Origin of the sequence: Microbacterium sp. bgisy207 (assembly GCF_965345035.1) — a bacterium.
Taxonomy (GTDB): Bacteria; Actinomycetota; Actinomycetes; order Actinomycetales; family Microbacteriaceae; genus Microbacterium.
Window position 1 is genome coordinate 177921 of sequence record NZ_CBDRMG010000005.1, and the last position, 20052, is coordinate 197972.

Sequence of the window (20052 nt, forward strand, 5' to 3'; positions counted from 1 at the left end):
GGGGGTTGCTCATGAAACTCGTGTTGCTGACGGCGGGTTCGCGCGGTGACGTGGAGCCGTTCGCCGCGCTCGCGCGAGCGGCTCAGGATGCCGGACACGACGCAGTCCTGATCGTTCCCCGCGCCTCCGGCGCCGACCTCTCCGGGCTCACGGTCTGGGAGCTGGATGCGGATTACAGCGCCGTCATCCGGTCGCAGGGGCTCTCAGCGTGGGCCGCGATGCGATCGATGAACACGGTTGTGCGTCCCATCATGCGCTCGGTCATCGTCGAGTCGGCGCGGCGGGCGCGTGACGAGAGTCCGGATGCGGTGATCTTCCACCCCAAGGTCCTCTCCGGCCCGCTCGTGGCGGCGGCCCTCGACATCCCCGGGTTCCTCGCCGAACTCGTCCCCGCCGTGACGCCGACGCGTGCCTTTCCCGCCGCGGGTACTGTCGCGGGCTCCCTCGGCCCCCTCAACCGCCTCACCTACCGCGCCGCCGCCGGCGCGTCCGCGCTGTTTCGTCGCGAGATCGCGGAAGCGGCGGACACCCTCGGTGTCACGGCGACGCGCGGGCTCGCCTCGCGGGCATCGCTGGTTCCCATCAGTCCCCGCATCCTGCGTCGGCCGGCGGACTGGCCCGATTCCACGGTCCTGACCGGAGCGTGGAACACACCATCGCGGGACCGGCAGAACGTTTCCCCGCAGATGGAGCAGTTTCTCGCCAGCGGGAACGTGCTCTACGCGGGGTTCGGCTCGATGGTGTCTCCTGATCCGCACCGGCTGGGGGCGGCAGTCGTGACCGCAGCCCGACAACGAGGCCTGCGGGTCCTCATCGCCACGGGTCTGGGAGCTATCGCGGTACCCGATGGCCTCCGTGGCGACGACGTCTTCGTGACCGGTTCGGTGCCTCACGACGCCGTCCTGCCCCGGGTCGTCGCGGCGGGATCGGCACGATTCACGCGGCTGCTCGGGCGGGAGCCACATCGATCGTCGTGCCGTTCTTCGCCGACCAGCCGTACTGGGGCGCCCGACTCTATCGAGAAGGCCTTTCGCCGCGTCCGCTCCGGGCCTCACGTCTGACGGCCCGCCGCCTCGGCGACGCGCTGGATGCCGTCCACCGGTATGCGGCGGTGAACGCTGAGCGCGCGCCATCCATCGCGGCGGAGCAGGGGACGCGGCGGGCGCTCGAGGTGCTGGAGAGTGCGGTCGGCTGATTTCGCGCATGCGCCGTGGCTGTGGCGGCACCGGCGCCCTGAGGCTGAGAGACTGGAGCGCGTGCCCGCACCGATCTCCCCGCATCCGACTGATCGCTACATCGTTGCCACCGATGGCGCCTGCAAGGGAAACCCGGGCCCCGCGGGGTGGGCGTGGGTGGGAGAAGACGGTCACTGGGCCGCGGGTTCGATCCCCGAGGGAACGAACAACATCGGTGAGCTCCTCGGGCTGCTCTATGCCATCGCTGACCATGCCGACGTCCGGGAGCTGGTGATCCAGGCCGACTCGAAATACGCGATCGACACGTACTCGTCATGGATGGACGGCCATCGCCGTCGCGGCTGGGTCACGAGCGCGAAGAAGCCGGTCGCCAATCGGGAGATTCTCGAGCGTCTCATCGCCGCCCGGGACGCGCGCCGCGCGGCGGGGATGCCGGATGTCGTGCTCGAGCATGTGCGGGGGCACAGCGGTCATCGGCTCAACAGTTGGGCAGACGAGCGCGCCGTCCGCGCCTCGGAGCACGCTGCGAGGGGCGAAGCGTTGACCTGGACCTCTCTGCGCGGGTTGGAGCGGCTCGACGTCACGGTGGATCCGCCGCGGGGGAGCGCCGATCGCACCGGACGCTGAGGAGCGTCGCGCGGCACGGTCATCCGCGGCCTCACCCGGCGAGGGCTCGGGCCAGCACTCTTCTCATGGCGCCGGCCGTATCCACTCGTCTGCCACGGGGACGATCAGTGCCGCGATCACGCCTTCGCGGTTCGGTGAGCTCACCTCGACGATGCCGCCATTGGCGTGCGCAAGCTCCTGCGCCACCGCGAGACCGAGACCGGTTCCCGGGGCGTGCGCCTCCTCCGCTTCTTTCGTCCGGTAGAAGCGGTCGAAGACGTGGGGAAGGTCTGCCGCGGCGATCCCGGGGCCGGTGTCGCGGACGGTGATGCGGACGGCCGATAGGGCAGACCCGTCGGCGGCAACGAGCGTGGAGTCGTCGTGCGACGCTTCCACGCGCACGCGACCGCCGCGCGGCGTGAACTTCACCGCGTTCGCGACGAGACTCGCCAGGGCGTGGCTGAGTTCGGAGGGGACGCCCTGGACGAGGCCATCGCAGTCGCCGACGCTCAGCTCGAGGCCTCGTTGCCGGGCCGACGGTGAGTAGCGGGTGAGGACCTCATCGACGAGGTCGGCGACGGCGACCTCCGCGATCAGAAAGTGGCGATCCGCGCGCTCCTGCACACGCGCAAGGATCAGCAGGTCGTCGATCAGGTAGCTCAGACGTGCCGTGTTGCGCTGGACGACCTCGACCCACTCCCGCGACTGCGCCGGCAGTTCGTCGGATTCCTCGATCAGTTCGAGATACCCGGCGATGCTCGCGATCGGGGTGCGCAGCTCGTGGCTCGCCGTGGCCACGAAGTCGCTCTGACGACGCTCGAGATCGAGCTTGGCCGCGAGGGCCGTCGCCCGTGCGCGTTCGGCGTCGAGGAGGGTCTGGGTGGCGCGCACGCTGTCGGTGATGTCGAAAACCTGCACGGCAACTCGTGTGTCGTCGCCGGTGACTGTCGACGCGTCGATGGTCATGACCCCGCCGTCGGAGGTCTCAAAAGTCGCACGATGGCCGGTGCGCAGACTGTTCTCGACGTGTTCGCGGATGGGGCCGTGCACCCAGACATCGTCCTGACGCAGTTCCGACCGGAGGACGCCGCGGGCCGCCGAGTTCGCGAGCAGCGCCCGCCACGTGGCGCCACGTCGTTCGGCGATGACCAGGCCGACTCGGGAATCGATGAAGCCGCCGGTGAACAGCTTGGCGAAGTCCCGGCTCGTGCGGTTCGCAGCGCGCAGCTCGTAGCTCGCTGTCGAGAGGAACAGGTTGTACAGCCCGGCCATGAAGATGAACAGCGCGACAATCAGCACCTGAGTGCGGGGATCGAGTCCCGGCTCGCTGAACGGTCCGATGCCCGCGACCGTCATGGCGAGAACCGCGACACCTGTCAACAGGGTCTCGACATAGGAGCCCCAGTTCGGAAATCGGAATGATCCCCAGGCCAGAATGCCCACGGGCAAGAAGGTCAACGGAAGACCGGCCCCACCGACGGCAAGGAACACGAGGATCCCGGTCAGCGCGGCGACTTGGGCGATGACCTCGATGCGCGGGATTCGGAGATAGATCGGGGGTGGCAGAACGGCGAAGGGCGCGATGATGAGGATCGCTGCAGCATGCGATGCCGCTGCCTGAGTCGCAGCGGGGAGGAACTCGCGGCCATCGGCGAGAACAACCAGACCCACGAGGATACCGAGCAGGCTCGACGCCGCAAGCACCGCGAGAGCGAAGCGCCACGCGTGGCGAACGGAGCGAAGCCGAAAACGCCTCGTCGCCCGGTGATCGAGCAGAGCTGCGAACACTCCGGCCTCGATGGCATTGGCGAGACCGAACCCGACGGAGGTGACGAGGTCACGCTCTCCCGTGGCGTTTGCAAGCCCGGTGGCGACGAACACGAGGACTAACGCCGCCCACCGGCGTTGGCGCGGGTTGACCAGCACGAACCACGCTGCGACGCCGGCGGCCGGCCACCACGCGGCGACACTGCCTCCGAGCGGCGTGAACGCGACGCCCAGGCGAGACAGAGCGAACAGGGCGAGAGCAACGAGAACCCACGCCCACCACCGCGGGGTGCGCTGGATGCTCGCCACCGCGAGTTCGAGCCGCCCCGACGCCGCCGACCCCATGGATTGACGCTATCGGGCCAGCGCTTCGGCTTCTATGGCGCCACGCCCCGTTCGCGCGATCCCGCCCTGCGGCGGTCTCGGTGTCCGCCCGTCCGGTGGCGTGCGGCGCCCCGGACGGCGCGGACGCGACCGGAGGCGACTCCTGCTCGAGGTCAGGCCGTGACGGTGTCCCGCGTGGGCTGCCAGCCCAGCGCGGGCGCGACGTGCTTCGCGAAGGCCTCGACGATACGCAGGTTGAACGCGACCCCGAGTTGACTCGGAATCGTGAGCATGAGCGTATCGGCTGACTGCACGGCGGCATCCGCCAGCAGCTGCTCGACGAGCACGTCCGGCGCGCCCGCGTACGTCTTGCCGAACGTCGAGCGCATACCGTCGATGTAGCCGACGCCGTCGCCGTCCTGTCGACCTCCGAAGTACATCTCGTCCTCGGCAGTCGTGATCGGGAAGATGCTGCGGCTCACCGACACGCGCGGCTCACCTGGGTGGCCGGCCTCGCGCCACGATGTGCGGAACGCGTCGATCTGCTGGGCCTGCAGCTCGTCGAACGGCAGACCGCGGTCCTCGGTGAGCAGTGTGGACGACATCAGGTTCACGCCCATGCGTCCTGCCCACTGCGCGGAATCGCGGTTGCCGGCGCCCCACCAGATGCGCGAGCGCAGTCCGGGGGAGTGTGGCTCGATGCGCTGCATCCCGGATCCGCCGCCGAACGGACTCATCGCGTCGCGCTCGGCCAGTCCCTCACCCTCGACCGCGCGGAGGAACAGGTCGAAGTGCTCTCGGGCGATGTCGGCACCGCGCGGATCGCTCGACCCGGTGTACCCGAAGGCCTCATATCCTCGCACAACCGTCTCGGGTGAGCCACGGCTGACTCCGAGTGCGAGCCGCCCGCCGCTGATGAGGTCGACGGATGCCGCCTCCTCGGCCAGATACAGGGGGTTCTCGTACCGCATGTCGATGACGCCGGTTCCCACCTCGATCCGCTCGGTACGGGCTGCGATGGCAGCCAGCAGCGGCATCGGCGACGACTGCTGTCGCGCGAAGTGGTGAACGCGGAAGTAGACGCCGTTGACGCCCAGGTCATCCATGCCCTGCGCGAGATCGATCGCCTGGAGCATGGAATCCTGCGCGGTGAGAATGTGCCCACCGCCAAGAGGTCCGTAATGACCGAACGAGAGTGTTCCGAATCGCTGCATGAGTGATGCAACCTCCAGGTGGGTGCTTTTATTCCTGTGAATGGATGCCGGGGACGTCGCGCACCAGCACATAGTCGCTCTCGAGACGACGGCCGACCCGGAAACGCTTCTCTCCCACCACGGAGAACCCGTGTTTGGCGTAGAAGCGCTGTGCGCGCGCGTTCTGCTGGTTCACCCCGAGCCAGACGCGCCCGGCTCCGCGGCGGCGCGCCTCGGCGACCGTCTCCTCCAGGAGCCCCGCGGCCACACCGGTGCCGTGCGTGGCGGGGAGCGCGTAGCACTTGGAGAGCTCGGCCGCGGGGCGAGCAGCGTCGTCGTCGAGAGCGGCGCGGACATCGGCATCCGTCGGTTCGCCCAGCACCAGCATCGTGTAGCCGACCAGCTGCTGATCGCGCTCATCGACCAGCAGCACGCGGTGCGGGTCGGTGAGATACGTCTGGAAGGACGCTTCACTCAGATGAGCCTCGATGAACGCGCGCTGATCGGCGGGGGTCGACTCCGGGGGGCACGCGAGGGGGAAGGTCGCGGCAGCGAGAACGTGGAGTGCCGCGGCGTCTGCGGGGGCGGCGCGGCGGATCACGGCATCCATTCTGCCGCTCGCACCGCTAGCGTGAGCACGAAAGCCGCCTGATCATCCGGAGTGTGCACGTGTACGCATTCATCATCCTCTTGCAAACGTTGATCCTCCCGCTCGTTTCCGGAGCGATCCACCTGCTGGTCGCGGGGGGAAACCCGCTCCTCGTGTTCGGAATCTGGTGGGGGTTCTGGGGTGTCGGCATCCGGCTGGGATTGGCCGGCGTGAGCCAGATCATGAAGCCCGACCGTACCCGCAGGATCCTCGGTGTCGAGGCGACGGATGCGAACCAGATCGTGCAGGAGCTCGGCTACGCCAACCTCGGCATGGGCGTGACGGCCCTCGCGATCCCGTTCCTGCCGACGTGGAGCGTTCTGCTTGCCGTGCCCGGGGCGATCTTCCTGCTGCTGGCCGGCGTGCGCCACATCGCCAAGCCCGGCAAGGGAGCCGCCGAACAGGTGGCGACGTGGACGGACCTGCTGGTGTTCCTCGGTGTGCTCGCCGGTGTCGTGGGACTGGCGATCGTCGGATGGTGAGCCGCCGCTACAGGGACGCGTAGGCCTCGAACACGGTGCCCTCGGGGAGCGGCTCCACGAACACGGCCTCGAACTGCACCGCCGTGCCGATGGAGGGCAGCTGGTCGATGACGGTCCACGCGCCGCCGATGATCTGGCCGGACGGGTCGCGCGCGACGACGCTCACCTGCACGAGCTCCATATCCTCGGCGAAGTCACCGCTGACCGTTCCGGTGACCGTCGTCGACACCTCGTCGGATGTCGCGGTCAGCGCGCCCATCGTGAACTCTCCGGTCTCGGCGAACGGGGAGTAGACGGCATCCGCGGCCCCGGGGAGGACGATGTTGAGATCCACGATCTCGGCCTCGCCGACCTCCGTGAAATCGCCGACGAGGGCTGCCTGACCGGAGAGGATCACGCGGTATTCGGTGGCGATGTCGAGGATCGTGCCGTCCGCGCCGATCGCTTCGACGTCGATGCTCGAGTAATCGAAGATGTAGTCCTCGTTGGGGTTGTCGATGACCGCCACGTACCACCAGGTGTCGGGGGCGACGCTGTATCGGCCGAACGCGCCGTCGAGCACCGCGATGTCCTCGGCGGCGCCGGCATCCTCGGCTGGCGCGTCATCTTCGGGCATCACCGGCGTCGCCTCGACGATCTGCTCCTGGATGGCCTCGGTGAGGGCGACCCCGCCGATCCAGAAGACGGATACCAGGATCATGACGAATGCCGCGATCCAGCCGACGACCGACAGGATCAGCGCCGTGATGCTGAGGCCCTTGCCGCCGTGCCGCGACCCGATGAGCGCGATGAGGCTGATGATGAACCCTGCGAGCAGGACGAAGCCGGCGATCCAGTTGACGAACGGGATGAACGCCATGACGAATCCGACTCCGGCGAGCACGAGCGCGACGATCGCGAGGGTCTTGGGTCGCGTGTCGACTGCAGCCGGAGGGGTAGCGCTCCCCGTGGGCGGCGCGTCCGCGGGCGGCGGGGGAGGCGCGGCGTTCTCGCCTGATGGTCGCGGGTCACCCGTTCCGGTGGGCGTGTCGTTCGACATGATTGCTCCCCCTTTTCGTTCCTGAGCGTAGCGGGCCGACCGCCGGAGGACCTCAGACGTTCCGTATCCGATCTCGGACGGAACGCCCACCCGTGATCGCTCGTACGTAGGCTGGGAGGATGAACAAAGGCACACTCTGGACCATCCTCGGGGTCATCGCGGCGATCGTCATCGCCTGGGTCCTGGTGGAACTGCTCTGGGGCGTGGCGATGCTCATCGTGAAACTTGCGATCGTGGCTGTCGTCGCCCTCTTCGTGTTCTTCCTGCTGCGCGCTGTCTTCTCCCGGTCCTCCTCCGAATGACCTCACCCCCGGCAGCCCGCGCCACGCTCGGGAGCGTGCTGCTCACCGCCGCCCTCACGCTGACCGCGTGCGTCGAGTCGGCATCCGATACCGAGAGCGCCTCGCCCAGCGGGGTGTCGGCGCCCGTGAGTTCGTCACCGAACCCCAGCCCGTCGTCGTCACCGTCCGCAGCGCTTCCGGTCATGTGGCGCACGGCGGGTGCCCCGGCCGTGGTCGCGGCTGATCTGCGCGTGCCCTGGTCGGTTGTGCCTTTCGCCGACGGCACCCGCATCGTGAGCCTGCGCGGCGGCGAGATCGTCGAGGTCGACGCGGGTGGATCAGCTCGCATCCTGGGCGCAGCCTCGGGTGTCAGCGCGGTGGGTGAGGGCGGCCTCCTGGGCCTCGCGGTGCTCGAGACGGATGCTCAGACGTGGCTCTACGCGTATCTCACGAGCTGGAACGGCAACCGGGTCATCCGGATGCCGCTCGTGGGGGCGGCAGGCGAACGCCGGCTCGGTGCCGAGGAGGTGATCCTCGAGGGTATTCCGAAGGCGAGCACCCACAACGGTGGCCGTCTCGCGTTCGGACCCGACGGGTACCTGTACGTCGCCACGGGGGATGCCGGGTCGCCGGATGCCGCGCAGGATCCGTCGTCGCTGGCGGGCAAGATTCTGCGGGTCGGGCCCGACGGTGCACCCGCCGCGGGAAACCCCTTCGGTACCGCCGTCTACTCGCTCGGCCACCGCAACGTGCAAGGTCTGGCGTGGACCGACGACGGCAGCATGTGGGCAACCGAGTTCGGTCAGAACCGGGTCGATGAGATCAACCGCATCGTTGCCGGTGCGAACTACGGGTGGCCGGTGCACGAGGGGCCGGCGGGCGATACCGCCTACGTGGATCCGGTCGTGACCTGGTCTCCGGATCAGGCCAGTCCCAGCGGGCTGGCGGCCGCCGGCAACACTCTCTTCGTCGCGGCGCTGCGCGGGGAGCGGGTCTGGATGCTCGATGTCGGTCCGGAGGGGCTGATCGGTGACCCCCAGCCGCTCTGGATCAGCGAATTCGGCCGCATCCGTGACGCCGTCATCGACGGCGATGAGCTTCTGCTGCTCACCAACAACACCGACGGGCGAGGGTCGCCCTCCGGAGACGACGACCGGCTGCTGTCGGTGCCGCTCGTCGAAGCCGCACCGTAGCGCTCACCCCCGTCAGCGCCGCATGCCGGCGAGCGTTCGGACGATCCCGACCGCGTCCAGGGGGCTGTCGCCGCCGGCCATGCCCGCGGCGAACAGCTCCGCGCACGCGTCGATCACCGGTGAGGCGATCCCCGCCGCCGCGGCGGCCTTGCGGATCAGGTCGGCGTTCGCATGGACATCCGCGATGGACGCCTGCGGAGCTGTATCGCCGCGAACCAGCATCTCGGTCTTGACCCGCGACAGGGGAGAGGACATCTGGCCCGAGTCGAGGATCTCTCGCCACGCGGCAGTGTCCACACCGTGCGCCGTGGCGAAATGGAATGACTCCGCGAGGCCGGCCAGCAACGACACGAGGAACACGTTGACGCTGAGCTTCATCGTCAGGGCCGCGGGGATGTCGCCGCAGGCCTCCACGCGGGCGCACAGGTGCTCGAGGAGCGGGCGAACGCGGTGGACAGCCTCCGGTGGGCCGGCGAGCATCCCGACGAGCTGACCGTTCACGGCCGGAACGCGAGATCCCGACACCGGCGCCTCGACGTAGGTCCCACCCGCCGCGGCGGTGTCGTCGGCGAGCCGTCGCGACAGGTGAGGGGCCATCGTTCCCGTGTTGACGATGGTGCGTCCGGCGACGAACGGCTGAATCACACCGTGTGCGTCGCGCAGAACCGCATCGACGGCATCCGCGTCGCGGAGCATGACGACAACCGTGTCCGACGCCGCGAACACCGCCTCGGGGGATTCCGCGGGAGCAGCACCCGCGTTCACGATCGGATCGAGCGCTGCGGCTGATCGCGTCCACACGGTCAGCGGGATCCCCGCGGCCAGGAGCCGCCCGGCCATCGGCGTTCCCATGAGTCCCAGTCCGATGAACCCGACGCGCCCGTAGGGTGCCGTGCGCTCGCGGTCGGCGCGGTCGTCGGCGAGCCGCTTCTGGAACCAGTGGTGCGCGTACGGCTCGTCGTTGAACGCGGGGATCTCGACGTAGCCCGAGGAGCGGTACAGCTGAATGGCCTCCGTGAGTGCGCGGTTCGTGTCCAGGCGGGCGACCCGCGCCCCCGCGTCGCGGGCGGCATCCTCGATCGCGGTGAGGAGCCGTCGGCCCAGACCCATGCCTCGCGTGGCGGGCGCGACCCAGAGCCGCTTGATCTCGCCCACGCCGTCGGCATGGAGCTTCAGACCGACGCACCCGACGACCGCGCCCCGGAGCGTGGCCACGAGGAACCGACCCGCGGGGGGCCGCAGCGCGTCGGCGGGCGCGGGGCGGGTCGTGCCGGCGTCGAACCCTGACTCGAACCGCTGCGCCAAGACCGAGTAGTACTGCGCGATCGCGTACTGCGCCGCCGCGTCGTCGGGGTCAGCGGATGCGATCTCGATTGCCGACGCCGTCAGAAGCCGACGCGCCGTTGCGGTGGCGTCCACGAGCTCGGCGCGCTGGCGGGGCGTGAGCGGCGCGAGGATCGCGTCCACCAGGTCGTCGGAGAGACGGTCGAGGATGCCGATCTCGGCGCGGCCGGCGTCGGTGAGCTGGACGCGCCGCACTCGACTGTCCTCGCCTGAGGTTCTGGTGACGACGAGGCCCTCGTGCTCGAGGGAGCGGAGCATGCGGCTCAGATACCCCGAATCGAGCCCGAGTCGCGCCCGGAGCTCGCGGACTTCGGCGCCGGCCTCGCCGACCTCCCACAGCAGCCGGTCGAGGGCCAACGACCGGCCCCTGTCGAGATAGTGGTCCTCGAGAGCGCCGATGCGCTCCGTCACGACGCGGTTGAAGGCTCGCAGCTCGGCACGTGCGAGAGCGGGATCCTGCTCGGGAGGGATCGTGACCATGTCTCTGACTATAGTCAGAGAATTTCGGACTGCGACAGCGGGGTCGCCACCTCACATTCCGCGTCTCCGCGTCGTCCTGGATGATGAGAGTGTTCGTCCGGATCGTGGCGACGCGAGGCAGGAGACATCATGAGAGTCGCCGTTGCAGGCGGAACCGGAACCGTCGGTCGCCACGTGGTCTCGCACGCCCGTGCTGCCGGTCACGACGTGGTCGTGCTGTCGCGTTCGGGCGGCGTCGACCTGATCACGGGCGCCGGTCTCGCTGCGGCCGTCGCGGGGGCGGATGCCGTCATCGACGTCACCTCGATCCAGACGCTTTCGGCATCGGCCTCACGGAGGTTCTTCGGCACGGTCACCGCGAACCTGCTCGCCGCAACGCGCGAGAACCCCGTGCACCACGTCGCTCTGTCTATCGTCGGGGCCCGCCAGGCGCCGCACGGGTACTACGCGGGAAAGGCGCTTCACGAGGAGCTGGTCGCGGCATCCGGGAGGCACTGGTCGATTCTGCGCGCGACGCAGTTCCATGAGTTTTCGGCGCAGGTGCTCGCCCAGGCGAAGGTGCTCGGCGTCCACGTCGTGCCGCAGATGCGCTCTCAGCCGGTGGCAGCATCGGAAGTGGCCTCGGCCCTCCTGCACCTGGTCGAAAGCGGCGCGAGCGGAGATGCCCCTGATCTTGCCGGTCCACGGGAGGAGCGGATGGCGGATCTCGCACGGCGGTACCTGCAGCGGACCGGGTCCAGCGCTCGCGTCGTGGAGATTCGACTCCCCGGGGCGCTCGGGGCGGCCATGGCCGGCGGAGGCCTGCTTCCGGGGCCGGGAGCCCGGCTCGGGTCGCAGACCTTCGCCGAGTGGCTGGATCAGGACGGGGGTCGCGGATGACCGATGGCACAGCTGCGACCAGTGACCTCTCGCTCCACGATCCGGCGATCGCCGAACGTCGGCACCTCGTGTCGCTCGCGTTCCGGATGCTGGGAACGGTCGCTCACGCCGAGGGCGCCGTGCAAGAGACGTATGCGCCGTGGTATCGCCTCACCGAGGATGAGCGCTCCGCCGTGGTCTCGCCTCGCGCGTGGCTGACGGGAGCGTCCGCGAGGTCAGGCTGATACTCAACCCCGAGAAGCTCTCACTGTGGAACTGATGCCCGCGATCCCGACGGCGAAGAACACGGCGAACCAGAGAGCGGCGGCGCCGACGGCGCCGTAGACGGCCGCGCCGCCGATGGCGCCCATCGCGATCCCGAGCCACAACGCGAAGTAGCGGAGCCACCCCGTGCGGTCTCCGCCCCGGAAGGCACCGACGATCCCTTCCCCGATCTTCACGAGCGCGCCGGTCATGTAGGTGATCCCGAAGGACGGCCCGCCCCGACTGTTGAACACGGTGTTGACGGCGCCCATCGCCAGCGACAGGCACACGGCCGTCGGGGCCACTGCCAGCAGCGCAGCCCCGGTCACGGCGCCGGGATCGACCGGAGCCGCAGACGCGAGTGCCGCGCCGAGGGCGACGACGCCGGCGACGCCGACCAGGATGAGCGCTCCGCGATCACGCCCGGGGGTGCTGATGGCCGATCCGAGCATGACTCCGAGCACGAACGCGACGATGACGGCGAACCCGAACCCGGCGGCAGCGATGTCCCCGCCCGCCAGCTCGACGCCGGACTGGGTTGTATTGCCGCTCATGAACGAGACGAAGTAGCCCCCGAGATAGACGAATGCGATGCCGTCGATGTAGCCGGCGAGTACCGCCAGGAGCACAGCGATGGCGAGGCGGGAACGGGGGAGTGACCTGACCACGGGTGGGCGGTGTCCTTTCCCGCGGGGCTCTTCCCGCGTCGCGTCAGCGCTCAGGTTATCGGCCCGCCGACCGGGTCCGAGTCACCGCGCGACTCTGCTGCGCAGGTAACGCGCCGTCAAGCGCACGCGGTGATCCGGGTCGGCTGCCAATCGGTCGAGGATGCCGGTCGCGGCGTCGTCGTTGAGCTCGCCCAGCGCCTGCGTGAGTCGGAGCCTGGCGTCGGGGTCCGAGAGGGTGGACAACTCCTTGTCCAGTCGCGTCGTGATGTCGTTGCCCGGCGTGCGGGCGAGGACACCGAGGGCCTCCGCAGCCTCCACATCGTCGGTGCCGCGCACGATCATGGCGAGGAGTTCCGCCGTCGCGGCCGGGGCTCCGGCACGACCGAGCGCGAGGGCTGCCCGGCCGCGTACGATCGGGTCCGCGTGCCGCACTGCACGCTCCAGCAGTGGCGCGACCCCCGGCAGCGTGGGCGAGGCGATCTTCACGAGCGCGGTGATCGCCCGCCGACGGGTGTCTGGATCACCTGACTCGAGCGCGTCGCCCAGCGCCGCGAGTGTCGCATCGTCCGCCGATCGCGCCAACGCCCACTGCAGAGCACCCGCGACGTTCGGGTCGTCTTCGGTGAGCGCCGCCTCGGCGAGCGCGGACGGAATCGGCGGACGCGGATCTGTCAGCGCCGCCCGCTGCCGCTCGGATGCGCTGGAGGAACCGAGACGTTGCAGCAGCGAGACGGTGCTCAGCACGTCCGCCCAGGCTTCCGGCTGCTGATCACGCAGCCGGAGGAGTCGGGCAAGCAGCTCCTGCTCGCGTGTGATGGCCTCGGCAGTGCGGGCGATCACGCGGTCGAGGATCTCCGTCGGGGTGGCTGCCGCGTCGTCCAGGACATGAGCGACCTGGCGCAGCGGGAGACCTAGCGAGCGCAGCGCCTCCACGTGCAGGAGGCGGCGTAGGTCGGAGTCGTCGTAGTCCCGATAGCCGCCGCGGGTGCGGCCGCTCGGTTGCACGAGACCGATGCGGTCGTAGTACCGCAGCATCCGCGCGCTCACGCCCGACCGGCGGGCGACATCGCCGATCTTCATGTGGCCGAGCGCCCGTGGTCGGTGTCGCGGATCGTCGGCGCGTTGCGCAGCGCGACGATCCGCCGAGCCTCGAATGTCGCCGCATCGAATCCTTCCTCGGGATCCTCGACCATGCGCAGCGTCGCCAGGGCGTGTGTGCGGGCCTCATCGCTCAGATCGCCCGCGAGCGCCGTGTCGACAGCAGCCGCGCCGGCCTCACCGAGACTCACCAGCGCGCGGCTCAGACTGCGACGCACATCCCGGTCGCCGCGGCCGAGTTGTGCGGCGAGCGTCTGAGCGAGATCGGGCTCGACGCCGCGGGGGACGAGGACCACGGCGGCGCGCCACGCCGCGCGCGCGACCTCGTCGTCCGGATCGGTGAGCGTCTGCGGAGTGATCGCCTCCCAGCCGCCGGGTGCGCCGACCTTCGACAGCGTGTGGAGCGCCTGGCTGCGCGCCTGCGGTGGGGTGCTCCGGGCGGCCTCGAGCAGCAACGGCATCGTCTGGGTCGGGTCGTGGCGCGTGATCGCCCAGGTGAGCGTGTCGCGCACCGTGAAGTCCGGCTCGATCGCGCACCGGTCGATGAGGATGCCGACGAACGTCGGATCCGGCCGGGAGCCGGCGGTGAGCGCCGCCTGCATCCGTGTCGACGCCGACGCGTCCTGAAGCAGCGCCTGCAGTCGCCCGACGCTCCGCGAGTCCATGGTCATGGGGATACCTCCTGGATCCATGCAAGACCTTGACACTGTGACAATGTCAAGCAGAGCGTGTGAGAGATCGTCATCCGGCGCTCTGCGGGACCCGACCCGCGAGTGGCCGCGGGCGCTCTCAGGGAGCTCGCCGCCTCACGTGTTAGCGTCGCGCCATGTCCTCGACGACACGCCCAGGGCCTGCCGACTTCGACTCCGCCCCCGCGGGTGCCGGACCGCTCGAAAGCGAGATCCGCGCCGAGATCGCCGACGCCGAGCGCGAGGACCGACCCATCCGACGGATGCTGCGCCGGGCGCGCGCGTGGGTCGCGCGGCATCCTCGTGTCGAGATCGCCTACCGTGTGGGAGTTGCGTCCGTCGGCACGGTGCTCACGCTCGGCGGACTCGTCCTCGTGCCCTTGCCGGGCCCGGGGTGGCTCATCGTCTTCCTGGGGCTGGCCGTGCTGGGTACCGAGTTCCGCTGGGCACGTCGGCTCTCGGCGTGGGCAAAGCGGATGCTGGACCGGTTCTGGGTGTGGTGGCGCCGTCGTCGCGCGGCACGCGACGAGCGCCGGCGCACTCGCGCAGCCTGACGGCGGACAGGCCGGGGGGAGAACCCGACGCTCGGTCGATCGACCCGTCAACCGGCGGCGCGGCGCACCAGGTCGCGGAGAGTCGCTTCGACCTCGTCCGTGACCTCGACGACGGCGAAGCCCGTCGCCCACATGGCCCCGTCATCGAGGAGTGCTTCCTCGTTGAACCCGACGCTGCCGTAGCGGGTGTCGAACTTCGAGGCCGGCTGGTAGAAGACGATGACCTTTCCGTCTCGCGCGTACGACGGGAATCCGTACCAGGTCTTCGGATCCAGGTGCGGCGCCTCGTCCTGGACGATCCGGTGCAGCAGCTCGGCTACGTCCTTGTCCGTGCCGCTGAGCGCGGCGATCGCGTCCAGACACGCCTTCGCCTCCTTCTTCTTCTTCGCCGTGCCCGTTCCGCCCGCGGCCTGCGCGCGCAGTTCGGCGGCGCGCTGCTTCATCGCCTCGCGTTCGGCCTCGCTGAACCCTGCCGAAGCGTCGTCGTTCGTGCTCTCACGTGTGTCGGCCATCGCCTGTTCCTTCCCGCTGAGTCGGCTGACACCGACGATACGACCGCGGCACGCGGGGAGACTTCTCGATTCCTGCTCGATCTGGTCATAACCGGCCCTGCTAGGGTTGCCGCGCACACGGATCCGAGGACCCGAATTCCCGACCACCCGACGGAGTGAATGTGATGCGACCGAGACTGGCTTCGCGCGCCCTGGCCGCCGCCGCAGCGCTGACCGTGACCGCTCTGGCGCTGAGCGGGTGCTGGGCGAGCGAGGATTCCACCTTCGGCGCAGCATCCTTCGCCGGCACCGTCGACCCCGTCGTCACGGGGGCCTCGGCATCCGGATGGAGCGTGTCTGCCTGGCAAGCGGGGACGGCTGACGGCCCGGCTGAGCGGATCGCGGCGACCACCACCGACAGTGACGGGAGCTTCACTGTCGATCTCCGTGCGATCGAGCGCGCCACGTCGCTGGTCTACCTCGTCGCGACAGCACCGGGCGCGAGTTCCTCGACGGACACCGCCACATTCGCGGCGATCGTGCCGACGGATGCCGAAACCGTCGTGCTCAACGAGCGTTCCACCGTGGCTACCGCGTATGCGCTCGCGCAATTCACCGACGCTGCGGGAGTCGCGGGATCCGCTCCCGGGCTTCCCAACGCGGCACTCATGGCCGCCAACCTGGTGGATGCGCAGACGGGCGACTACGGAGCGGTGCTGACCTCCGCGCCCAACGGTACGGAGACCACGGCTCTTGCGGCCTTCACGTCGCTCGCGAACATGCTGAGCGCGTGCGTGCTCGACACAGACGACTGCGCCACCCTCATCGACGCGGCAGGTGCCCGGGCAGACGAGCGACCCGTCGACACGTTCCGGGCATTCTCTGCGATCGCCCGCGACCCGGGAGCGGCTGTCTCGACCCTGTACGAGCTGTCACTGACCGTGGCCGGCGATCGTCCCGGTCTCACGGAAGAGCCCTCGGCGTGGACCCTCGCGTTGCGGTTCGACGGCGACGGGCAGACCCTGGACGGGCCCGGCACCTTCGCTGTCGACCCGGACGGCAATGTCTGGGTGAACAACAACTACGAGTACAACGCGGATCCCCAGCAGCCCACCTGCGCCAGCGACCTGGTTCTCAAGTTCTCGCCCGATGGGCAGATGGTCGGCACCTACGCCGGCGGCGGGCTCAGCGGGTCGGGGTTCGGGATCGCCTTCGACCCGTCGGGTCGGCTGTGGCTGAGCAACTTCGGTTTCGCCGGTGAAGGATGCACTGAACAGCCCCCGCACAACAGCCTGTCGTTGTTCACGATCGAGGGGGAGCCGCTGTCGCCGGCGACGACCGGCTTCACGGCGGGGAATCTCGCATGGCCGCAGGGAATGGACGTGACGGCATCCGGCGATGTGTGGACCGCGAACTGCCAGACGGGCACCGTGACCGTGTACCCCGGTGGCGACCCGGAACAGGCCAAGACCCTCGACGCGGGTCTCGAGCAGGCGTTCGGTGTCGTCGACACCGGGCGGCATGTCGTCGTCAGCGGCATCGCGAGCAGCTCGGTCGCGGTCTTCGACTACGACGGGACACTCGTGGGCGATGCCCCGCTGACCGGTGACGCTTTCGTGCTCCCGATGGGTGTCGCTGCGGATGCCGAGGGCAACGTGTGGGTCGCCAACTCCGGATCGACGACCCTCCCGTGCCCGGAGCGTCCGATCTCCTCCGGCCCGACGGGTTCGGTGGCGCTCATCTCGGCGGACGGGCAAACGGTCACGGGTCCGTTCAGCGGTGGCGGAGTGACGCGTCCGTGGGGAATCGCGACGGACGGCAACGGCAACGTGTGGGTCGCGAACTTCGCGGACCAGCGCGTGTCAGCGTTCTGCGGAACCTCTCCCGAGACGTGCCCGGGATCACTGTCCACCGGGGACGCAATCTCGCCGGATGACACCGGCTACGGCTTCGACGGGCTGGTGCGCAACACGGGCCTCGTCGTCGACCCGTCCGGCAACCTCTGGGTCGCGAACAACTGGGAAGAGGTGCCGCTGCAGACCAACCCCGGCGGGCACCAGATCGTGGCATTCATCGGTATCGCTGCACCCGTTGAGGTCCCGCCCTTCACCAACTGACCGCCGGAGGTGCGCAGCGGTCTCTCGCGGACCTCGCTTGCCTTCCGTGCTCGTTGAGTGATACGTTTCTCGACCCACAACGACGTGCCCTGGGGTAACCGCGAGGTCCCCCGATCCATGGCACGCCCCGAAACCGCTGTATCTCGGTAGGTCGGGGAACGTTGCCCCGCGATCGCCGGGCGCGCGTTGTCGGGCTGTTCCCGTTGTGCCAGGCTCGATGCGTGAGCACCACCACTGACCTTCGCGTGACTCCGCCGACCCGCCGCGAATGGCTGGCCTTGGCGGTCCTGTCGACAGGCCTCGGCATGATCGTGCTCGACGGCACGATCGTCGGCGTTGCGCTGCCCGTGATCATCGCGGACATCGGCCTCGATCTGACCGACGCGCAGTGGGTCAACAGTCTCTACGCGGTGCTGCTGGCAGCCCTCCTGCTCTCCACCGGCAAACTTGCCGACCGGTGGGGACGCAAACTGCTGTTCCAGGTGGGCATCGTCGTGTTCGTCGGCGGTAGCATCCTCGCCGCGATGGCTGACGCTGCGGGCCCGCTCATCGCCGCGCGCGCCGTGCAGGCGATCGGCGCGGCGCTCATCATGCCCTCGACCCTGTCGACGGTCAATGCGGTGTTCCGCGGCAGGTACCGCGGTGCCGCCTTCGGCGTGTGGGGCGCGGTGATCTCGGGAGCGGCGGCGATCGGTCCGCTCGCCGGCGGAGCGCTGACGCAGTGGGCGTCGTGGCACTGGATCTTCCTCGTGAACATCCCGCTCGGTGCGGCCGTCTTCGTGGCAGCGCTGCTGACCGTGCCCGAGACGAAGGGCGCGAAGGGGCGGCCGGGCGCGGACGTCGACGGTGCGCTCCTGAGCGCCATCGGCTTCGGCGCACTGGTGTTCGCGGTCATCGAAGGGCCGCAGCTGGGGTGGTGGGCGCCCACCGGGGAGTTCTCGGTGTTCGGCTGGCAGTGGCCCGCGGATGCTCCGGTCTCTGTCGTCCCGATCGCTTTCGCCGTCGCGATCGTCGCCCTGGTGCTGTTCGTGCTGTGGGAACGTCACCGCGAGCGCGTGCGCCGATCCGCCATCCTCGATCTGAATCTGTTCCGACTGCCGACCTTCACCTGGGGGAACTTGACGGCCGCGATGGTGGCGGTGGGGGAGTTCGCGATCATCTTCGTGCTGCCGCTGTACCTTGTGAATGCCCTCGGTCTGGATGTCATGGGGGCAGGTCTCGTCCTGGCAGCGATGGCGCTCGGCGCCTTCTTCTCGGGGGCCTCCGCGCGCCACCTTGCCGCGCGTTTCGGGTCGCCGGGGACCGTACTCATCGGGCTCGGTCTCGAAGTGGTCGGGGTCGGCATCCTCGCCCTTCTCATCACCGGGGACAGCTCCGGATGGATCATCGCGATTCCGCTGGTGGTGTATGGACTGGGTCTGGGCCTGGCATCCGCGCAACTTACCGGCACTGTTCTGCAGGACGTGCCCGTCGACGTGTCGGGACAGGGATCGGCGACCCAGAGCACCGTTCGGCAGGTGGGTTCGGCCCTCGGCACGGCGTTTGCGGGGGCTGCCCTCGCGGTCGCGCTGGCCCTGACGCTGCCGGCGGCGCTCACGGATGCCGGCATCACCGGGTCGACGGCGACACAGCTCGCGGACACGACGCGCCAGTCCGCGGGAACGACGATCAGCCAGCTGCGCGCGGAGGGGTCCAGCAGTGCGCTGGGTGACCAGACGGCGGCGGCGGTGACGGCGCTGTCGACCGGTTTCGCGGACGCCACCCGGTGGTCGCTCCTGGTCGCTACCGTCTTCCTCCTGCTCGGCTTCGTCGGCGCGCTCGTCGTGCGCCGGGCGGCAGAGCGGTCGGGGTCGATGCGCGGCGAGGTCGACTGACGTCGGCGTGCGACGGAGGGACGGCGAGGATTGACGTACGACCTGAAGAAGGACCGCAAGGACCTCTACGCGCCGAGCGCTCACGACTTCACCCGCGTGACCGTGCCGCCTCTCACATACCTCACCGTCGAAGGCCGCGGCGACCCGAACACGTCGCCTGAGTACACGAATGCCGTGAGCGCGCTCTACGCGTCGGGCTACGCCGTGAGGGGCGCGTTCGCGGCCCGCACGGGAGAGGGCTTCGTCGTCGGACCGCTCGAGGGGCTGTGGTCCAGCGAAGACCCCGCGAGTTTCCGGGATCGACGCAAGGACGCCTGGGCCTGGACGATGATGATCCCGCTGCCCGCGCAGGTGACGGATGCCGACATCCGCGCCGGACTGGAAACGGCGGCGCGCGCGAAACCGGAGCTTCCCATCGCGCGCGTCGTTCCCGCTGTCATCGACGAGGGGCTCGCGCTGCAGATTCTGCACATCGGGTCCTACGACGCCGAGACGCCCACGCTGGAGCGGTTGCACACCGACCTCATGCCGGCGCAGGGACTGACTTTCAACGGGCCGCATCACGAGATCTACCTCAGCGACCCGCGGCGCGTGGCTCCGGACAAGCTCAGGACGATTCTGCGTCAGCCGGTGCGGCCGATCATCTGAGCGCATCTGCGTCCGCCGGACACCCGCGCACGGCGCGGCGCGTGCGGTGCGCGAGAGCGGGGATCCCGTCGGTCGCTGATGTCGCGGACGTGCTTGACATCGCTGAACACTTCCTTCTAGCCTTTATTCACGACTTAAGAAAGTGATGACCTAAGTGGTCGTGCGGCGAGTCAGTGACCGAGTTCTCGCGACGAGTGAGGTCACGCAACGAGTGAGAACACGGAACGAGGGAGTGAA

At 69.4% G+C, this 20052-nt stretch carries 20 protein-coding genes; 11 read left to right on the forward strand and 9 right to left on the reverse strand.

Going from position 1 to position 20052, the window contains the following annotated elements; translation table 11 throughout:
• Positions 1–11: 11 nt before the first annotated feature.
• The gene (locus ACSGC5_RS06535; protein WP_434969827.1) at positions 12–1061 is read left to right on the forward strand and encodes a glycosyltransferase; all 1050 of its coding nucleotides are present in this window, start codon (positions 12–14) and stop codon (positions 1059–1061) included.
• Between the two features lie 195 nt (positions 1062–1256).
• Positions 1257–1823, forward strand: a complete 567-nt coding sequence (locus ACSGC5_RS06540; RefSeq protein WP_434969829.1) for a ribonuclease H family protein — start codon at positions 1257–1259, stop codon at positions 1821–1823.
• Positions 1824–1886: 63 nt separating this feature from the next.
• Here the strand turns inward: ACSGC5_RS06540 and ACSGC5_RS06545 are convergent, their stop codons facing one another.
• From ACSGC5_RS06545 to ACSGC5_RS06555, 3 genes are all read right to left on the reverse strand, one after another.
• Positions 1887–3914 (reverse strand): ATP-binding protein, encoded by a 2028-nt coding sequence (locus ACSGC5_RS06545; protein ID WP_434969830.1) that lies wholly within the window; start codon positions 3912–3914, stop codon positions 1887–1889.
• Between the two features lie 152 nt (positions 3915–4066).
• Positions 4067–5107 carry an LLM class flavin-dependent oxidoreductase gene (locus ACSGC5_RS06550; RefSeq protein WP_434969831.1) on the reverse strand — a complete coding sequence of 347 codons (1041 nt, stop codon included), beginning with the start codon at positions 5105–5107 and terminating at the stop codon, positions 4067–4069.
• Between the two features lie 28 nt (positions 5108–5135).
• Complete coding sequence (locus tag ACSGC5_RS06555) at positions 5136–5696, reverse strand: GNAT family N-acetyltransferase (RefSeq protein ID WP_434969832.1); 561 nt, start codon at positions 5694–5696, stop codon at positions 5136–5138.
• Positions 5697–5755: 59 nt separating this feature from the next.
• Here ACSGC5_RS06555 and ACSGC5_RS06560 point away from each other — a divergent pair, with 59 nt between their 5' ends.
• Positions 5756–6217, forward strand: a complete 462-nt coding sequence (locus tag ACSGC5_RS06560; RefSeq protein ID WP_434969834.1) for a hypothetical protein — start codon at positions 5756–5758, stop codon at positions 6215–6217.
• A 7-nt stretch (positions 6218–6224) separates the two neighbouring features.
• Here ACSGC5_RS06560 and ACSGC5_RS06565 read toward each other — a convergent pair whose 3' ends face one another.
• Positions 6225–7256 (reverse strand): hypothetical protein, encoded by a 1032-nt coding sequence (locus ACSGC5_RS06565; protein ID WP_434969835.1) that lies wholly within the window; start codon positions 7254–7256, stop codon positions 6225–6227.
• Between the two features lie 119 nt (positions 7257–7375).
• Between ACSGC5_RS06565 and ACSGC5_RS06570 the strand changes: the two genes are divergently transcribed.
• Both ACSGC5_RS06570 and ACSGC5_RS06575 read left to right on the forward strand, forming a co-directional pair.
• Positions 7376–7558, forward strand: a complete 183-nt coding sequence (locus ACSGC5_RS06570) for a hypothetical protein (protein WP_434969836.1) — start codon at positions 7376–7378, stop codon at positions 7556–7558.
• Positions 7555–8730: a PQQ-dependent sugar dehydrogenase gene (locus ACSGC5_RS06575; RefSeq protein ID WP_434969837.1), complete on the forward strand. Its 1176-nt coding sequence runs from the start codon at positions 7555–7557 to the stop codon at positions 8728–8730. Before ACSGC5_RS06570 ends, ACSGC5_RS06575 begins: the two co-directional genes overlap by 4 nt.
• 12 nt (positions 8731–8742) lie before the next feature.
• Here ACSGC5_RS06575 and ACSGC5_RS06580 read toward each other — a convergent pair whose 3' ends face one another.
• Positions 8743–10554 (reverse strand): GNAT family N-acetyltransferase, encoded by a 1812-nt coding sequence (locus tag ACSGC5_RS06580; protein ID WP_434969839.1) that lies wholly within the window; start codon positions 10552–10554, stop codon positions 8743–8745.
• Between the two features lie 129 nt (positions 10555–10683).
• Here ACSGC5_RS06580 and ACSGC5_RS06585 point away from each other — a divergent pair, with 129 nt between their 5' ends.
• Entirely contained in the window at positions 10684–11433 is a 750-nt protein-coding gene (locus tag ACSGC5_RS06585; RefSeq protein ID WP_434969841.1) for an SDR family oxidoreductase, read from the forward strand.
• Positions 11430–11657, forward strand: a complete 228-nt coding sequence (locus ACSGC5_RS06590; RefSeq protein ID WP_434969843.1) for a sigma factor — start codon at positions 11430–11432, stop codon at positions 11655–11657. Before ACSGC5_RS06585 ends, ACSGC5_RS06590 begins: the two co-directional genes overlap by 4 nt.
• A 3-nt stretch (positions 11658–11660) precedes the next feature.
• Here the strand turns inward: ACSGC5_RS06590 and ACSGC5_RS06595 are convergent, their stop codons facing one another.
• The 3 genes from ACSGC5_RS06595 to ACSGC5_RS06605 all read right to left on the reverse strand — a co-directional run bounded on the left by ACSGC5_RS06595 (position 11661) and on the right by ACSGC5_RS06605 (position 14113).
• Positions 11661–12344 (reverse strand): YoaK family protein, encoded by a 684-nt coding sequence (locus ACSGC5_RS06595; protein WP_434969845.1) that lies wholly within the window; start codon positions 12342–12344, stop codon positions 11661–11663.
• Between the two features lie 81 nt (positions 12345–12425).
• A complete protein-coding gene (locus ACSGC5_RS06600) occupies positions 12426–13424 on the reverse strand; it encodes a MerR family transcriptional regulator (RefSeq protein ID WP_434969846.1) in 999 nt (332 codons plus the stop codon).
• On the reverse strand, positions 13421–14113 hold the full coding sequence (locus ACSGC5_RS06605; protein ID WP_434969847.1) for a HEAT repeat domain-containing protein: 693 nt from the start codon (positions 14111–14113) through the stop codon (positions 13421–13423). Before ACSGC5_RS06605 ends, ACSGC5_RS06600 begins: the two co-directional genes overlap by 4 nt.
• A gap of 155 nt (positions 14114–14268) precedes the next feature.
• On the opposite strand from ACSGC5_RS06605, the gene ACSGC5_RS06610 reads away from it, so the two are divergent.
• A complete protein-coding gene (locus ACSGC5_RS06610) occupies positions 14269–14685 on the forward strand; it encodes a TIGR02611 family protein (protein ID WP_434969848.1) in 417 nt (138 codons plus the stop codon).
• 47 nt (positions 14686–14732) lie between these two features.
• On the opposite strand, the gene ACSGC5_RS06615 is transcribed toward ACSGC5_RS06610, so the two are convergent.
• Positions 14733–15197 (reverse strand): hypothetical protein, encoded by a 465-nt coding sequence (locus ACSGC5_RS06615; protein ID WP_434969849.1) that lies wholly within the window; start codon positions 15195–15197, stop codon positions 14733–14735.
• A gap of 164 nt (positions 15198–15361) precedes the next feature.
• On the opposite strand from ACSGC5_RS06615, the gene ACSGC5_RS06620 reads away from it, so the two are divergent.
• The 3 genes from ACSGC5_RS06620 (at position 15362) to ACSGC5_RS06630 (ending at position 19815) form a co-directional block, all read left to right on the forward strand.
• A complete protein-coding gene (locus ACSGC5_RS06620) occupies positions 15362–17293 on the forward strand; it encodes an NHL repeat-containing protein (protein WP_434969850.1) in 1932 nt (643 codons plus the stop codon).
• Positions 17294–17598: 305 nt separating this feature from the next.
• Positions 17599–19167 carry an MFS transporter gene (locus ACSGC5_RS06625; protein WP_434969900.1) on the forward strand — a complete coding sequence of 523 codons (1569 nt, stop codon included), beginning with the start codon at positions 17599–17601 and terminating at the stop codon, positions 19165–19167.
• A 30-nt stretch (positions 19168–19197) separates the two neighbouring features.
• Positions 19198–19815, forward strand: coding sequence for a GyrI-like domain-containing protein (locus ACSGC5_RS06630; RefSeq protein WP_434969851.1), 618 nt, complete (start codon positions 19198–19200; stop codon positions 19813–19815).
• Positions 19816–20052: the final 237 nt, after the last annotated feature.

What these genes read in the sequence shown, in the direction of transcription:
- ACSGC5_RS06535 (WP_434969827.1), top strand. Translation starts at nt 12, where the DNA reads ATGAAACTCGTGTTGCTGACGGCGGGTTCGCGCGGTGACGTGGAGCCG.
- ACSGC5_RS06545 (WP_434969830.1), bottom strand. Translation starts at nt 3,914, where the DNA reads ATGGGGTCGGCGGCGTCGGGGCGGCTCGAACTCGCGGTGGCGAGCATC.
- ACSGC5_RS06550 (WP_434969831.1), bottom strand. Translation starts at nt 5,107, where the DNA reads ATGCAGCGATTCGGAACACTCTCGTTCGGTCATTACGGACCTCTTGGC.
- ACSGC5_RS06555 (WP_434969832.1), bottom strand. Translation starts at nt 5,696, where the DNA reads ATGGATGCCGTGATCCGCCGCGCCGCCCCCGCAGACGCCGCGGCACTC.
- ACSGC5_RS06565 (WP_434969835.1), bottom strand. Translation starts at nt 7,256, where the DNA reads ATGTCGAACGACACGCCCACCGGAACGGGTGACCCGCGACCATCAGGC.
- ACSGC5_RS06570 (WP_434969836.1), top strand. Translation starts at nt 7,376, where the DNA reads ATGAACAAAGGCACACTCTGGACCATCCTCGGGGTCATCGCGGCGATC.
- ACSGC5_RS06575 (WP_434969837.1), top strand. Translation starts at nt 7,555, where the DNA reads ATGACCTCACCCCCGGCAGCCCGCGCCACGCTCGGGAGCGTGCTGCTC.
- ACSGC5_RS06580 (WP_434969839.1), bottom strand. Translation starts at nt 10,554, where the DNA reads ATGGTCACGATCCCTCCCGAGCAGGATCCCGCTCTCGCACGTGCCGAG.
- ACSGC5_RS06585 (WP_434969841.1), top strand. Translation starts at nt 10,684, where the DNA reads ATGAGAGTCGCCGTTGCAGGCGGAACCGGAACCGTCGGTCGCCACGTG.
- ACSGC5_RS06590 (WP_434969843.1), top strand. Translation starts at nt 11,430, where the DNA reads ATGACCGATGGCACAGCTGCGACCAGTGACCTCTCGCTCCACGATCCG.
- ACSGC5_RS06600 (WP_434969846.1), bottom strand. Translation starts at nt 13,424, where the DNA reads ATGAAGATCGGCGATGTCGCCCGCCGGTCGGGCGTGAGCGCGCGGATG.
- ACSGC5_RS06605 (WP_434969847.1), bottom strand. Translation starts at nt 14,113, where the DNA reads ATGACCATGGACTCGCGGAGCGTCGGGCGACTGCAGGCGCTGCTTCAG.
- ACSGC5_RS06610 (WP_434969848.1), top strand. Translation starts at nt 14,269, where the DNA reads ATGTCCTCGACGACACGCCCAGGGCCTGCCGACTTCGACTCCGCCCCC.
- ACSGC5_RS06615 (WP_434969849.1), bottom strand. Translation starts at nt 15,197, where the DNA reads ATGGCCGACACACGTGAGAGCACGAACGACGACGCTTCGGCAGGGTTC.
- ACSGC5_RS06620 (WP_434969850.1), top strand. Translation starts at nt 15,362, where the DNA reads ATGCGACCGAGACTGGCTTCGCGCGCCCTGGCCGCCGCCGCAGCGCTG.
- ACSGC5_RS06625 (WP_434969900.1), top strand. Translation starts at nt 17,599, where the DNA reads ATGATCGTGCTCGACGGCACGATCGTCGGCGTTGCGCTGCCCGTGATC.